General features: G+C 57.6%; 11 protein-coding genes. 9 read left to right on the forward strand and 2 right to left on the reverse strand.

Annotated features, from left to right (window positions below; translation table 11 throughout):
- The first annotated feature begins 244 nt into the window (after positions 1-244).
- Entirely contained in the window at positions 245-1,030 is a 786-nt protein-coding gene (locus QYH43_RS22275) for a hypothetical protein (protein WP_301158114.1), read from the forward strand.
- 84 nt (positions 1,031-1,114) lie between these two features.
- Here QYH43_RS22275 and QYH43_RS22280 read toward each other — a convergent pair whose 3' ends face one another.
- Positions 1,115-1,456 (reverse strand): hypothetical protein, encoded by a 342-nt coding sequence (locus QYH43_RS22280; protein ID WP_301158115.1) that lies wholly within the window; start codon positions 1,454-1,456, stop codon positions 1,115-1,117.
- A gap of 150 nt (positions 1,457-1,606) precedes the next feature.
- Positions 1,607-3,037: a protein kinase gene (locus tag QYH43_RS22285; RefSeq protein ID WP_301158116.1), complete on the reverse strand. Its 1,431-nt coding sequence runs from the start codon at positions 3,035-3,037 to the stop codon at positions 1,607-1,609.
- 193 nt (positions 3,038-3,230) lie between these two features.
- Between QYH43_RS22285 and QYH43_RS22290 the strand changes: the two genes are divergently transcribed.
- The 8 genes from QYH43_RS22290 to QYH43_RS22325 are packed head-to-tail and all read left to right on the forward strand — an operon-like array spanning position 3,231 to position 12,785.
- Entirely contained in the window at positions 3,231-4,937 is a 1,707-nt protein-coding gene (locus QYH43_RS22290) for a protein kinase (RefSeq protein WP_301158117.1), read from the forward strand.
- The gene (locus QYH43_RS22295) at positions 4,934-5,770 is read left to right on the forward strand and encodes a hypothetical protein (RefSeq protein ID WP_301158118.1); all 837 of its coding nucleotides are present in this window, start codon (positions 4,934-4,936) and stop codon (positions 5,768-5,770) included. The genes QYH43_RS22290 and QYH43_RS22295 overlap by 4 nt, the downstream gene beginning before the upstream one ends.
- Before the next feature lie 4 nt (positions 5,771-5,774).
- Positions 5,775-6,695, forward strand: a complete 921-nt coding sequence (locus QYH43_RS22300; RefSeq protein WP_301158119.1) for a hypothetical protein — start codon at positions 5,775-5,777, stop codon at positions 6,693-6,695.
- Complete coding sequence (locus tag QYH43_RS22305; RefSeq protein ID WP_301158120.1) at positions 6,695-7,615, forward strand: hypothetical protein; 921 nt, start codon at positions 6,695-6,697, stop codon at positions 7,613-7,615. Before QYH43_RS22300 ends, QYH43_RS22305 begins: the two co-directional genes overlap by 1 nt.
- A 12-nt stretch (positions 7,616-7,627) precedes the next feature.
- Entirely contained in the window at positions 7,628-8,524 is an 897-nt protein-coding gene (locus QYH43_RS22310; protein ID WP_301158121.1) for a hypothetical protein, read from the forward strand.
- Positions 8,525-8,533: 9 nt separating this feature from the next.
- Positions 8,534-9,970, forward strand: coding sequence for a PP2C family serine/threonine-protein phosphatase (locus QYH43_RS22315; RefSeq protein WP_301158122.1), 1,437 nt, complete (start codon positions 8,534-8,536; stop codon positions 9,968-9,970).
- Positions 9,961-11,538 carry a hypothetical protein gene (locus QYH43_RS22320; RefSeq protein ID WP_301158123.1) on the forward strand — a complete coding sequence of 526 codons (1,578 nt, stop codon included), beginning with the start codon at positions 9,961-9,963 and terminating at the stop codon, positions 11,536-11,538. The genes QYH43_RS22315 and QYH43_RS22320 overlap by 10 nt, the downstream gene beginning before the upstream one ends.
- On the forward strand, positions 11,535-12,785 hold the full coding sequence (locus QYH43_RS22325) for a hypothetical protein (RefSeq protein WP_301158124.1): 1,251 nt from the start codon (positions 11,535-11,537) through the stop codon (positions 12,783-12,785). Before QYH43_RS22320 ends, QYH43_RS22325 begins: the two co-directional genes overlap by 4 nt.
- The last annotated feature ends 341 nt before the right edge of the window (positions 12,786-13,126 follow it).

Genomic DNA, 13,126 nt, shown 5'->3' on the forward strand with positions numbered 1-13,126 from the left:
TTGATTCTATTGACTGATGATTGCTGCCAAACCAAGCACTTGAAGTTGTGCGGATTTAGATGTGGCGGTCGTGAGGATAATCAACACTTTTCGTGTCGCGCTTGTACGCGTTCACCTCCAGCTTAATGCTGAAAAACGCTTTTCGACCGGAGTTGGTTTGTCCTCCAGTCGTTGCGAGAATAGCTAAACGGACTGCCGATGACGCCTGAAAAGCCATATAGCGATACCAACTCTCGGAGCTCACATGCGAAAAACGGTTATGCGATACCTGGACGATCAGAAATTGGAGTGGTTGCTCTCAGACAATGGTCTATACCTGAGCGCAGCATCAGACCAGTCAGATAAAGATGAAGGAGTCTATTACCATACATTTTTGTCTGCCTATATCGCTAAAACAGGTAGTGACGTGGACTCGGCACTATTGGCCAATCTGGATCAATCCCAGTTAAATCTGCAAAAAATTAATAGAGAGACTAGCTTCCTCAGCTGCTGGTACCTAGGCAGTGAGGAGTCGATGGATATGTGGGAGGAGTTTGGCAGGAACGGTGTTGTCATCTTTAGTGACGACTGGGCACTCTCCGACGCCCTTCCGGAGCCGCTGGAGCAGGCAACTGCATACTACGATGTCATCTACAGCGATGTGTTGAAGCCCCATGCAAGTCACGAACCGCTACGCGTCAAGCACAGCAAATTTCATAAGGAAAGAGAGTTCCGCATTGTATTTGAGCTCGTGAAATACTCGATGCTTACAGGCTTCGAGGCGCGTAATGTCCGTGTGGGCGGGGTGCTAACTCACCTAGATGATAACTACACCTCATGCATGTCGAAAAAAGGGAAAGAACAAAGCCATAAAGTGATACGAAAGAAAGGTCGCGGCTACATTTTTGATTACATTTTGAACTCCATTATAAGAGAGATACGCGTCCACCCCGACGCGACTGATGCTGAACTCCTCAAGGTCATGAAGCGCCTACGAGAAGCAGGTTTGAATTGCCCGATCAATCACTCTGTTCTTCGTGTTGCGCACTGAAATGCGAACAACGCCATCTCCACACCCTGGTGATCTCTGGTGCTATGGCTTTTCGCGCAGGTAGCTCTGCGAGTGCACGTCGACTCATAGAACGACGACGCGGTGTGCGGTGTGCGGTGTGCCGTGTGCCGTGTGCCGTGTGCGAGTGCCTTCCCGCATCTGTTGTTCGCAAGCTCGAATCCTCGACTGCATTTCGGTCATGCCCTCAGGCGGAGAGCCTTTCACAAAGCCAACATCAGCCTCATTTTGCTTCAGGGGTTTGCCGGCAAATGCCGAGCCCTCCACTCGACTGAATGTCTGAACTGCGGCGTCGGAGAAGAAGAATAAGAAGAAGAAGAAGAAGATTTTATACTTGGAGGACTCCTGAATCCTTGCAAGTTTCGCGAGCGCTCGGGCTTTCACATCTTTGTGCGATTCAGTGGCCATGACCATTACCTCCTAACCACCGCGTCTCAACATCTTTAGCACACCCATTGCAGATCGTAGTGGCTGAGGGGCCACTCACAATCTAGGACAGGCGCCGTCTCAGCCTGCACCAAGTCCAAACTTGCCAACCCTAAAAAACTCCGAACTCGCTCAACTAGCTAGCGCAGCATTTTCGTGTATGTACGCCCGGAATTCGTCTGTACTAACCATATTATGCCTAGCGTCATAGGTATCAGTGTCCTGGTTGTAAGGGGACGTGGTGCTGAACAAAACTATGCTGCCCCCGGAAAATCTTGTAACGCGCCGAGCTGAGTCAGGTAGCGATTGCCCGTTGTGCTCACCTTCAAACCAGCTAGTCAGAGGAACGTAACAGCCTGGCTGAATCTCAGTGACCTCCTCGCTCGTGTCTTCAAACCGACTGTCTGGATCTTCAACAGATTGCACCTGTCGAAGCTCGAGCCGAAAGTAGCTCCACTCCGGCTTCCCTGGGTATGGCTCAAAAATTAACCGCGCTGGTGCGCAAAGATCGAACATATTTTCGTCGATACGGAGTTGAATCATTCCCTCTTCGGGAGCTACATCGGCGTCCCGTAAGGTCATTCCCCCTCCAGTGGGATAAAACATGTGGTTCAGAGCCTCAACCCTCGAGGCCAGCTTGAGGACACTGCAAATCTGGGTCCTGTCTTCCCACTGCGCCCTGGAAGGTTGACCTAAAGGAAACAGTCTTTCCGAAATCTCCCGCCACTGATGGCGAATCTTCTCTTCGAAGCTCGTGTCGATCCTGACCCATTCAGCCAACCGGCGTGAAAAATCTTCGGCAGATGGTCTCTCTTCTGGGGCGTGATCCGTTGCAGCGACTAATAGCTCGTTCAACGGAGTGAGGTAGTGGCTATCTTGCAAATAACGGGAGAGACCCACAGTGCTCGATTGAGGATCGTATTGCCCTTCAAAACCGAGATCTACACCGGTAAGGACGATCCAGAGTGATTTTGCCAAAGAATAGACGTCAGCCGGAGCCCCGGCGGCGGAAGACGCGGCTCTCCTCATTTCCGGTGCAATTGTGAACTTCGCGCCGACATCCCTACGCTCCGGAGTAAGTCCATCAGCTTTTGGCAGTTTTACTAGCCCGAAGTCCGAAAGGCACACCATGCCGTTTAGAACGAGGAAATTGGCAGGTTTAACATCCCGATGGCATATCCCTAACGCATGCAAGCGTGCGAGGGTTGACGCCAATAGTTCGAAGTCAGCAGTAATCTGATGCACAGATTTGTCGCTGATCGTATCTAGATAGGGAGTAGCAAGGGGCATCCGGTACCAGGGCCTTTCCTTCTTTGGGTCTTCTGGGATGTGGCTTTCCAGAAGAGGTACGATTCCGGGGAACTCCTCAAGCTTTTGCAAGGCCTCTATTTCGCGGCAGAAGCGTTTATAAGGCTCGTCAACGCCCCCACGGATGAGCAGCTTTATCGCGCATTGCTCTGCGGAATCGGTGGTCACTTTCCAGACCTCACCGTTGCCCCCCTCGCCGAGCTTCTCCACTAACTCCCAAGCGCCGAACTTTTGCCCTACTGCGAATTTAGCCATTACTAGATGCCCCCCTTTTGCGACCTGCTAGCCAAAACACACAAATTGTTATGCCGGTCTACACTCACGCTTGCATTGATGAGGCCCAAGCGATTTTTTGACTGTCATAGTCAGTAAGAGCTGAGCGGACCGGCAATGGTCGACTTTACACACAAGCCTTGGCATTACCACGGCGATTCTTGGAGTCCCGCGTATGGATTACGTTGACGCTCTGCCGGTTGGCGCAAAGGTAGGTTTGTACACCATCGAATCAGTGCTCGGCCAGGGGGGCTTCGGTATTGTGTACCGGGCGCAACATCCGGTTTACGGTCGAGTTGCGCTGAAGGAGTTTTTTCCGAAGAGCCAAGCGAGCCGTGTGGTCGACGGCACGATTGTGCCCTCAACGCCACGCTCGCAGGAAGCCTTCGCTAAGGGTGTGGAGCGACTGCTATCCGAAGGCGCCAAGCTCAAGAGTTTCAAGCACCGCAATATCGTTAGGGTCATCGAAGTCTTCGAACAGAACCGCACCGCCTACCTCGTAATGGAAGAGGTAGACGGTCAGACATTGCTGGCTGCGGTAGAAAGCAGATCGCTGGTTCCGGACAAGGCGATGGTTGAGGACTTCGCCAAACAGTTGCTTGATGCCCTCGGCCTAGTCCATTCCAGTGGCCTCATCCACCGCGACCTTGCGCCGGATAACATCTTGGTCGATCTGAACAGCGGAACGCCGTGCTTCGTACTGATCGACTTCGGCGGCGCCAAGCGGATCGTCACCGACATCTCTGAAAGCTCGTCACGCCAGCTGACCAAGACCGGCTTCTCGGCGCCCGAGCAATACGGTTCGGAAAGCGTGGGCGGTGTTAAGGCGACGCCAGCAACGGATATCTACGGTCTCGCCGCGATACTCTATTGGCTGGTTAGTGGCAACAAGCCCATCGACGCACCGAATCGCAGCATCGAGGATACGCTGGTTAAGTTGATCACCAACAGCTCCTGGGTGAAGACCTACGGACGCAACTTCCTGTCCGGTGTAGACCATGGCCTGACGCTACGTCCCGGCGGACGCCCGGCCAGTGCTGAAGCGTTCCGGAAGATACTCCAGGAAGGCGTGGATACAGGGAAGGAAAAAGGCATTTCTAAATGGCTGGTAGTAGCCAGCTTAATGCTTTTAGTAAGTCTAGGTGCCTGGGCCTATGTAGATCATGTCAAGACTGTGGAAGAAGCAGCGCGGATCGCCGAGAAACAGAGAACTGAGATGATTGAAAAGGAGAAGGCAGAGGCCAAACGGATCGCCGAGGAAGAGAAGGCCAAAAAAGATGCAGAGGCCAAGAAGATCGCCGAGGAAGAGAAGGCCAATAAAGATGCAGAGGCCAAGCAGATCGCCGAGGAAGAGAAAGCCAAAAAAGATGCAGAGGCCAAACGGATCGCCGAGGAAGAGAAGGCCAAAAAAGATGCAGAGGCCAAGCAGATCGCCGAGGACGAGAGAATAAAAAAAGAGACGCCAGTGTGCCGAACCATCAACGAGCAACAGGAGAAGTGCAAAACGACTTACCACACTCAAAAAATATGCGAACCAGAGTCTAGCTCCGACACGGTCACAGCCAGCGGCAGCGACTGGCTCAATAGTTGGTTCCCCTCGAAACAGGCTGCCGACAGGGCGTGCAGTAACGTGGCAAGGCAACGCCTCAGACATGAACTTAGACAGCAATGTAATAAAGGAACTCTGAGTAGCATTGATGCTTCCTGCGACTGCAACTTCGATAGTTCATCACCTAGCGGTGCATCCTGCGACTACGAAGCTAGTGCCGACTGCGAAAGGACCAAGGACGTCTGCAGAAATGAACAAGTCCCTGAGGAGAAATGCTGGATGGAAGATGTCCCTCGCGAAATTTGCGAACCGCGCGTACCGGAGCGTACATGAGCGAACCCGCCGAATTTTCCGCTACGATTGAGGGCTTCAACCGCCTACTATCAGACAACCTGGGCCCTGAACTCCAGCGCCAGGAGATAGCCATAGAGGTGTTCCTGAGTGAGGCCCGGCAGGTCCGCGAAAGGCTGCATGCCGCGATGGAGCGCGTTGGCGCGGAACTGACGGCACCCTTTGACGCTGCATACGAGAACCTGAATCAGGTTGAGGCGCTGCTCGACAGTCTCGTCATTCCCGCGCTCGAACCGGCGACGTCGCCGACGGCAGCACTATTCCAGACCGAGTCCGGCAAAGCCAGCAAGGGCGTCAATGACGTCAGGCAAAGCTTTGGAGGGATACAGCAGGCCCTATCGGAAGCGCAGAAGTCTAGCAAAGACGCCACAGCCGAGGCCGAGCGGGGTGTCGGGGAACTAGTGCGTCAGCTCGAGATCGCTTGGCAGGCCCTGGACCAGGCCGTACAGGTAATGGTCAGCCTGCTCAATGAGGCGGGGGAGCGGATCGGAACAGCGGAGACAAGACTTGGGGACAGCCTCGGCGTACTGCAGCAGTTGGTCGAGCAGCACCTCGACGCCCTGCAGAGCCATGCCGACGAGTCCATGCAGCAAGCCGATGCTGGTATCGCGAAAATGAGCAACGACGCTAGCCGCGCAATGGACGACTTCTGCGGCAATGCAGAGGAAATCCTAGACAGCTTGACTGCCACGGCGGAGAAAGTCTCGGAACTGTTCGACGGCGAAGCCAGTGAGTTACTGGATAAGGTTCAAGATCTGCAACAGGTGATCGAACAGATCAGACCTCTTCTCGAAGTGGTGAAACAATGGACGTAGCGTCATGAGCGAGATTGTCGAAAGGGTCGAAGTTGCCTCCGCGAGACTCGCGGCCGAACAGCAACGCATTGCCGCTTCCCTCACGGCACTGGGCGAGATAACCCATCGTTTCGACGGTGATAGTTTGCAGGACACCCAGGAGGCCCTCCCGGCGCTCGAAAGCGCAGTGCGCAATCTCGCCACCGAGGTGGGGAATCTGCCCGGTCATGCCGAGGACACCATCGACCGAGAAATCAGTGCGATCAACACGGCAGCCTCGAACGCGCTCGACGATCTGTCGGCGCACTGGGCTGTCCTGGAAAAGGCACTGGCGCAGTTGATCGAAGAGCTGGACCGGCTCCTAGAACCGGTCACCGGACAACTTCGTGCCTTTCCCGAGTTGCTCGAAATCCATCAGGGGCAGTTACTGACCGCCAACAACGAACTGGTCGCGGCGATCGAAGGCTCTAGCGGCGCCTTGGAAGGCACGGTCGCCAACCATGTCAATCAGTCGGTCCAAGACCTGGAAAGGGTTCTCCAGCAGATGCAGCAGTATGCGCAAGAGGGCCTCAGCACCCGTTTAGAGGACCTTGTCGGCAATGCTCAGGACCAGTTGCAGAGGTCCTTCGCCGACATGTCTCAGCTCGCCGATCGCGGTGGCCAAGACTTGCAGCACGTAGCGCAGGCCGCCTTCAACGCTTTCAAAAACGAGATCCTGCGAGCGATTGAGCAGAAGCTGCCGGACGCGCAGCGAGAGTTGATTGAGCACGCGGCCCATGCACTTGGTGTGGAAATCATCGAGGGCATCACGATGTCCACTCTCGGTGCCGAGATCTCGACCGCGTTGTCGCCTTACCTGGCGTACATGATCGCGGTGAAGGAGGCGCTGGAGTTGCTGCTCGACGCGATCCGCATCTTCAAGAATCCGCTCGGGGATATTATTTGATGTCAGAGCATTCAGGTGCAACAGAGGCCGGCGAAACCCTAGTGACCGAGCTCGAGAGGCTCGTGCTCCAAACGGTGTCCATCGCCGACTTGGTCGAGGAGATCAGGACCACCACCTTGGACTTTGAGCAGATGGTGCACACCACCCTCCGCGAACTGGACGGCGAAGTGAGCCATGCGGTGCAGCAAGCCACCGGCTGGGCACACAGCGCGCAGACAGCAGTCATCGAGCTGTCCAAGGGGCTCGACACCCTATCCCAGGACATTCGTGCACAAGCAGTGCAATTGACCCGCGCAGTGGCAGATGAAATTGGCCAGGCCATCGACCAGCAGGCCAGGTCCGTGAACGACAGCGAAAAGCTTGCGGGGGATGCAGTCAGAGCGCTGGACCGCGAGCTGCAGACGCTTATCTCCGCACTGCGCACACGGCTCAGCGAAATCGACCAACTGTGGGTGGAGGCGCACGGCGCCAACCAGGCTGTTCATCAGCAAGCCATGCAGATGTCGCAGGAGTTCGCTGACCAGCTTGCCGGCGCCATGGACGAGGTCCGGACTGCGGGCGAAGCCTTCGCTGCCGGCCTGGAGCAGGAGGTTTTCGTTCCGGTCGAGCAAGCCCTTGCCGAGCTCGACGAGCTGATGCGGTCGCTGGGCACACGGCTTTTCGACGAAGGGCTCTTGTCCCTCGGCGGCACGGTGGAAGACGCGGTACGCAATGAGGTCAGCGAGCTCATCAATCAGGCGATCGATACCATCAAGCAGGTGGTCAAGGAGAAGATCGATGAAATCCTCGAACAACGTGACCGCTCGGACCCCGAGCGCAAGGCCCTAGAGGCTATCTTCGACACCTTGCAAAGCTTGCTCGGCACACTCGAGGAAAGTTTGGGTGCGGTGAAAGAAATTAGGGCGATCGTCGGAACCTGAGGTGGATACACGATGAGTACCAATGTGATGGCTGTCCTTGAGGATGCGCGCGCTCGCCTGGTCGCCACGCAGCAGCGCGCGCAGGAGGTCGAAGCACATGCGCGGCGTATCCTGGAGCTCTTGGAGCACGAGTCCGCTGCTTGGCGCGAGGCCATCGACTACGACCGGGAGCATACCGAAGGTGTGACCGACCTTCTCTCCGGAAGATGGGGAGATCTCGAACAACGGATCGCCTCCCTGGCCGGGCGCGCGAAGCAAGACTGGAGCGGGCTGGAACAAGGCTTCGGCGAGCACTGGCAGACGATGCGCCAACACTGGGCGGACTGCGCCGGCAATCTCCTTGCGTTGCAGGAGGCGCTTGCGGAACATCAGCAGCATTGCCAGGCGAGCGCAGCGGACCATCGTCAGTTCACCGAATCGCACGACAAGACCCTACAAGGCGCGGGCACGACGGTCGTGGAAACCGCGATCAGAGGAAGCCCAGTCCTGGGCACCATGGTGTCAGCCAAGGCGACTGAAATCCAACAGGCGATCGACGAATCGATCAGGCACTACGCGGAGCATAGCCGGGCAACCGCAGAAAACGCCCGTGCACGGCAACAGGCAGCTATCCAGCAGGTGGCCGATCGCTGGTCCGATTTCGATTCCCGGATCACCCGGGACCAGGGTGATTTGGAGAGCGGCATCGGCGTGCAGATCGATAGACTCAAGCAGGCCGCCAGCGCGGCCCGGGGCGGCCTGGAACAGGCGACGGAGACGATCGGCAACGTGACCTCTACGCTGGTGAAGGGCGCGGATGACGTCGTTGACGCGCTCAATGTGACCAACGTCGGTCTGAAAACCGCCGTCGGTATAGTCCAATCCAGCGTCGACATCTGCGAAGAGGTAATCGACGCATGGAACGACTGAGGGCCCGCCGTGACCCGTAGCCCCCAGGCCGGCATTGTCGGCTCGGGCGGCCATCACTGGGCTGCTTTCTCGGAGCTCGGCGCGCGCCAGCGTAATGAAGACCGATGGGACTTCCGCCAGGGCCCCGGGGATATCACTCTCTGGGTGTTGGCCGACGGTGTGGGCGGGCACGACGATGGTGACGTGGCTGCAGAAGTTGGCGTAAAAGCCTTCCTGGATTCAGCGTCTGCCCATGGTGACCCCGAAATTGCCGTGCGCAAGGGAATCGCCGCTGCGAGGGAGGCCGTCGGCGCCCTGCGCGGCGAGGGCGTCGGTGACCGAGCGCCTTCCTCGACGCTCGTCGGCTTAGCCATGCTGGGGCGCACAGGCTTCGTCTGCCATGCGGGCGACAGCGTGCTGTTCCAGTTCCGCAATGGCCGGCTGATCCACCGCACTCGTGACCATAACGTGCGGGAGTTGAAGCGCGCCGTCAGCGGCCTCGTCCCGCTGTCCGCAGCGGACGATCCCGATGCCTCGAAGCTGACGCGATCCCTCGGCGATCCGCTGGAAGAAAACATGGAGGATATCGTCAGCCGGCTGAAGCTCCGCCAGAACGACCTTCTGCTGCTCTGCTCGGACGGCATCTCACAGCAGATTCCGGCTGACGACCCTGGTGCTTGGGCGGCCGGGTCCCGGGACGAGGCAGCCCTACTCGATCTCACCCGGCAGACCGTTGTGGCCGCCAACGACCGACGGCAGGACAACTACACAGCGGTCGCGATTCGTGTTGGCCAAATAGGCCTGGGAGCCAGCGGCGCCTGGTTCCAGAGCCACTGGCCACTGCTTACTGCCGCGCTCGTCTTCGTCGTGCTTGCCGCCGCACTGACTATTCAGGGCGTGCGGAAGGATGACAATTCGCGACCGCCCCAATACTCGCCTGATCCGGACGCCGCCACGAATGCTCCTACCCCCTTAATAGGCGACGCCGGGAAGACGACGGATCGAAGCGTAGACCAGCCGGGACCTGCACCGGTCGAATCAGTCCCCCTCGACCCACTTGTCGTGCCCCCAAAACGGCCCTGTCGGACGATCTACGAAACCCATAAGGAATGCACTGTGGAGCAGCGCACAACCTCGCGCTGCCGTCGCGATACTGGGGTAGAACTGAAGTACGAGAACTCCTGGCCGGTCGACGACAGTGCCTCGACGCAATCCGAAGCCGAAAGAATTTGTCGGTCACAGGCGCATCACTTCGTCCGTCCCAGGTTCCGTGAGGAATGCGACGGCACACTCGGCGACGTCACGATTCGCTGCGATTGTGCATGGGGTGACGGGGCGGCCGCCATCCACCGCTGCCTTGCCGCGGCACGTGCCCAATGCCATTCCAACCGCGAAGTATGCGAGGACGTCACTATTCCGCTCGAACGATGCCATCCGGTGCAGATAAAAAGGGAGGTTTGCGACTGATCATGCAGAAGGGACTATCGGCTATCAGCATCCCGTCGGTCTCCAGCGCCTGGAAGGGCGTGGACGACACTCTGAAATTACTCGAGAAGATGGCGAATATCCTCAAACCGCTGCACCGGGACGCCGAGGTGGCCGGCCTCGCAAGGCAATTGAGGCTCCGGCGCCAGCAGCCGCTCTATGTCTTCCACTCTGATGCGGCGGATGCATCAGTCGACTTGGAAGAAGTCGAATTGCCCGGCGCCGCAGGCCCCGTAATGGCGCACCGGGTCCGACCTGGCGTCTTGTTGCTCGACGACCGCTCCGGTCTCGGCTTGCGGCGTCATTTCTGCGACGTTAGCTTGCGCGACACTGCGGCCCTCATGACGGAGCATCGTGCGACGACGCCCCTGCTTTGCGACACCTTGCCCGACAGTGACGCGGACGGCGTGCTGGCAGCATTCGGCGCGGCACGCCAAGCCTGGTTTTCCCTGGACGAACTGCAGCTCATCGTTAGCCGCGAACTGGAAGCTCTAGATCGCCTGATCGAGAAACTCAAGGTCAGCACGACATCGCCCACTGATCCAGACGAGGACTCCAACTACCTCGCCCGCCTTGGCATGCTAGTGGCCGATCTACTCCAGGAAGAGCGAGACCGGTCGCGCGATCGCGAGGCCGCGCAACGGAACTTCCAACTTATCGTCCATCAGGTCGTGGAGCATATTGGCACTGACGCTTTTACACAGGAGATCAAGTCGAGCGCAATCGACCATTTCCGCCCGCGCTGGCTGCGCCATGTGTTCGGCAAGACCTCCGTCGAAGTGCGGCTCAACAACGAGGCAATCAACCGCCTGGTCGAAACCATTGACCAGGCAGCTCGCCGCGCTGCGGACGAGAGAATCCGCGGGATTGCCCGTCGCATCAACAAGCTTGAGGCCGGCCGATTCTCTCGGCGCTTCGGCCAAGACGCCGAACACTGGCTGCAGCCGTCTGCGTCTCGCTCCCGATCGTCGCAAACCACACACGAAGCGATCGCCACGGCGGGCCGGGGGTTCCGCTTCAAGTTCGAGCGGCTGGGCATAGTCAACCGCCTCATGCGTGCTCGCATGGAAATCGCCGGGTTGTTCATGCTCGTATTCCTCGGCCTATCGGTTTTCACGGAGCAAGCTACCGCCATGCGCAAGCCGATCACCTTGGGGGCCCTTGTTCTGGCGCTGATCATTACTGTCGTCTCGTATTTCACTTCGAGGGCCCTGGAGGAGGAACGCCTGCAGGAGGAAATGGAGAGTCTGCGCGAGCAGCTTTCGAAGGCGGGCATGGAGGCGGCGGCACGCTGCTATGGCGACGTGCTGGAGGACACGATGTCCCGAATAGAGGAGATTGCCAACGAGATCAAGTCATCACTGGGCGCGCAGTCTGGTGGACGTGCTGGCAGGACGGTTAGTGCACCGAGCGTCATCGCTATCCTGTCCAGCCTGAAGACTGAACTCTCACGGGAACTTAGCAATCCCACTGGTGGCTCGACATATATCAAGCAGCAACTCGAACAACTAATCGGCCCCGGCGGCAGCTTGCGGACGGCACTTCGATGATCAATCTGCACATACATTTTGGCAGAAAGGCGGAAGCGAGCCTGCTGTTCGAAGGCACCACTGCCGTTCGAATGAAGCTTGCTCTCCCGTTGGCCCCCTGGAATCCTGCACTGGACATCCACGATGTAATCCGCGCGTTGGAAACCCTCAAGGAGCAGGTGCTGGAATTCACCGGCCGTCATCCGGACCGTCTCACCGTCCATCGTCCGCCGAGACTCCCATTGCCGTTGCTGGAGCGTTTGGAGGCGGCTTCCTTTGCTGCGGGCTTCAATCAGTTCGAGCCAGTCGATCTCGGCGATTTAGTTCAGGTACTTTCTTCCTCGGCACCCAGCACTCTGCTACTGATCCACGCATCTCGGGATATGATCTCTGGAGTGACATTGTCAACTGATGCATGCGGTGCGACCTTCGTGCGCGAGGCAGTCGCCGCCGTAGATGAAGTCACTTTAGAGAATAGGATGCTTACGGCACTGAAACGGGAATCCGCCTCGTCGGCGGCCTGCCCCCTCCCCCCGGTACATGAACTGATAGGGCGTTACTGGGGGGCGTGTGAGCCCCAATGGTCGTTCGATATGCGGGAATGGACTTCGATCGGCTGGGCCACCGCAACATTTGGCAGCGCCGATGTGACAGCAATCGATGAAGTGACGGCAGGCGCTTTGCGTAAACTGCTCGGCGAATTGGCGCCGACATCATCTGGGGCGGAAGTCGCCCTGATCGGAGAAGGGGCGCCACGCGTGTCCGTACTCATCAAATACTTGTCGCCGGGACTGCGGATCGTCTCGCCATCTGTCACTGGCATCGTCGACGCCATGATCGCGCGCAGCCGGTCACTTAATTCGGCCGTCGCACGCCAAGGCACCATGGCGGAGAAGCCAGGAATACGCTTGGTGTTCGATCCGCACACAGATCTTGAGACCAACGCGATGCCCACAAAGCGCGACAGCACCTCCGTTCGTGTTGCTTGCGAGGCGGACAAGTTCTATCGCCTGAATCATATTCCGGCGAAATGGCACCGCATTGGCTTTGGCCTCGAAATCCAGCTAGCCGAACAGTCTAAGCACGTGGAGGTGTTTAAGGACCAAATCAGCGTGGAATTGCGAACCTTTTCCGTGCTGATCGGCTCCCGTTGGCCTTCCGCTTCCAGCCTACTCCTCTCGATAGCGATACCAGAAATCGGATCTTCGGCACTCATCGTTTTTCGCGCCGGACGAGAACCAGTGGTTACGTACTATCCAGCCAAATAAACAGTGCGCGATCTATGCAGTGCGACTCCGGATATGGACCGGCGTGCGCCAGCGCATGCAACAAGACGCGCTGAATGACTCGACAATCTGTTGCCTCTTCCACAGCTGGTGCGCTATATGAAAGAGCTTTAGATCCCGCTCAGGCAAGGGTGGCGAGAAGTTCTACGGTTCTCTCTTGTGGCGGAACATTTTGAAACGTAGGTGTCTCGACTGTGTCGAGCACATTTTTCGAAGCAAAGCGGTCACTCCCCACATAAAATCCCATAAGTGAAAGTCTGGTTGAGACTACAAGCAGCTCATCAAACACTTAGCCAAAAACGACCGCAATGGGTCGACTGCGG

The sequence above is a fragment of the Pseudomonas sp. C32 genome (assembly GCF_030417915.1).
Classification (GTDB): domain Bacteria; phylum Pseudomonadota; class Gammaproteobacteria; order Pseudomonadales; family Pseudomonadaceae; genus Aquipseudomonas.

What these genes read in the sequence shown, in the direction of transcription:
- QYH43_RS22275 (WP_301158114.1), top strand. Translation starts at nt 245, where the DNA reads ATGCGAAAAACGGTTATGCGATACCTGGACGATCAGAAATTGGAGTGG.
- QYH43_RS22280 (WP_301158115.1), bottom strand. Translation starts at nt 1,456, where the DNA reads ATGGCCACTGAATCGCACAAAGATGTGAAAGCCCGAGCGCTCGCGAAA.
- QYH43_RS22285 (WP_301158116.1), bottom strand. Translation starts at nt 3,037, where the DNA reads ATGGCTAAATTCGCAGTAGGGCAAAAGTTCGGCGCTTGGGAGTTAGTG.
- QYH43_RS22290 (WP_301158117.1), top strand. Translation starts at nt 3,231, where the DNA reads ATGGATTACGTTGACGCTCTGCCGGTTGGCGCAAAGGTAGGTTTGTAC.
- QYH43_RS22295 (WP_301158118.1), top strand. Translation starts at nt 4,934, where the DNA reads ATGAGCGAACCCGCCGAATTTTCCGCTACGATTGAGGGCTTCAACCGC.
- QYH43_RS22300 (WP_301158119.1), top strand. Translation starts at nt 5,775, where the DNA reads ATGAGCGAGATTGTCGAAAGGGTCGAAGTTGCCTCCGCGAGACTCGCG.
- QYH43_RS22305 (WP_301158120.1), top strand. Translation starts at nt 6,695, where the DNA reads ATGTCAGAGCATTCAGGTGCAACAGAGGCCGGCGAAACCCTAGTGACC.
- QYH43_RS22310 (WP_301158121.1), top strand. Translation starts at nt 7,628, where the DNA reads ATGAGTACCAATGTGATGGCTGTCCTTGAGGATGCGCGCGCTCGCCTG.
- QYH43_RS22325 (WP_301158124.1), top strand. Translation starts at nt 11,535, where the DNA reads ATGATCAATCTGCACATACATTTTGGCAGAAAGGCGGAAGCGAGCCTG.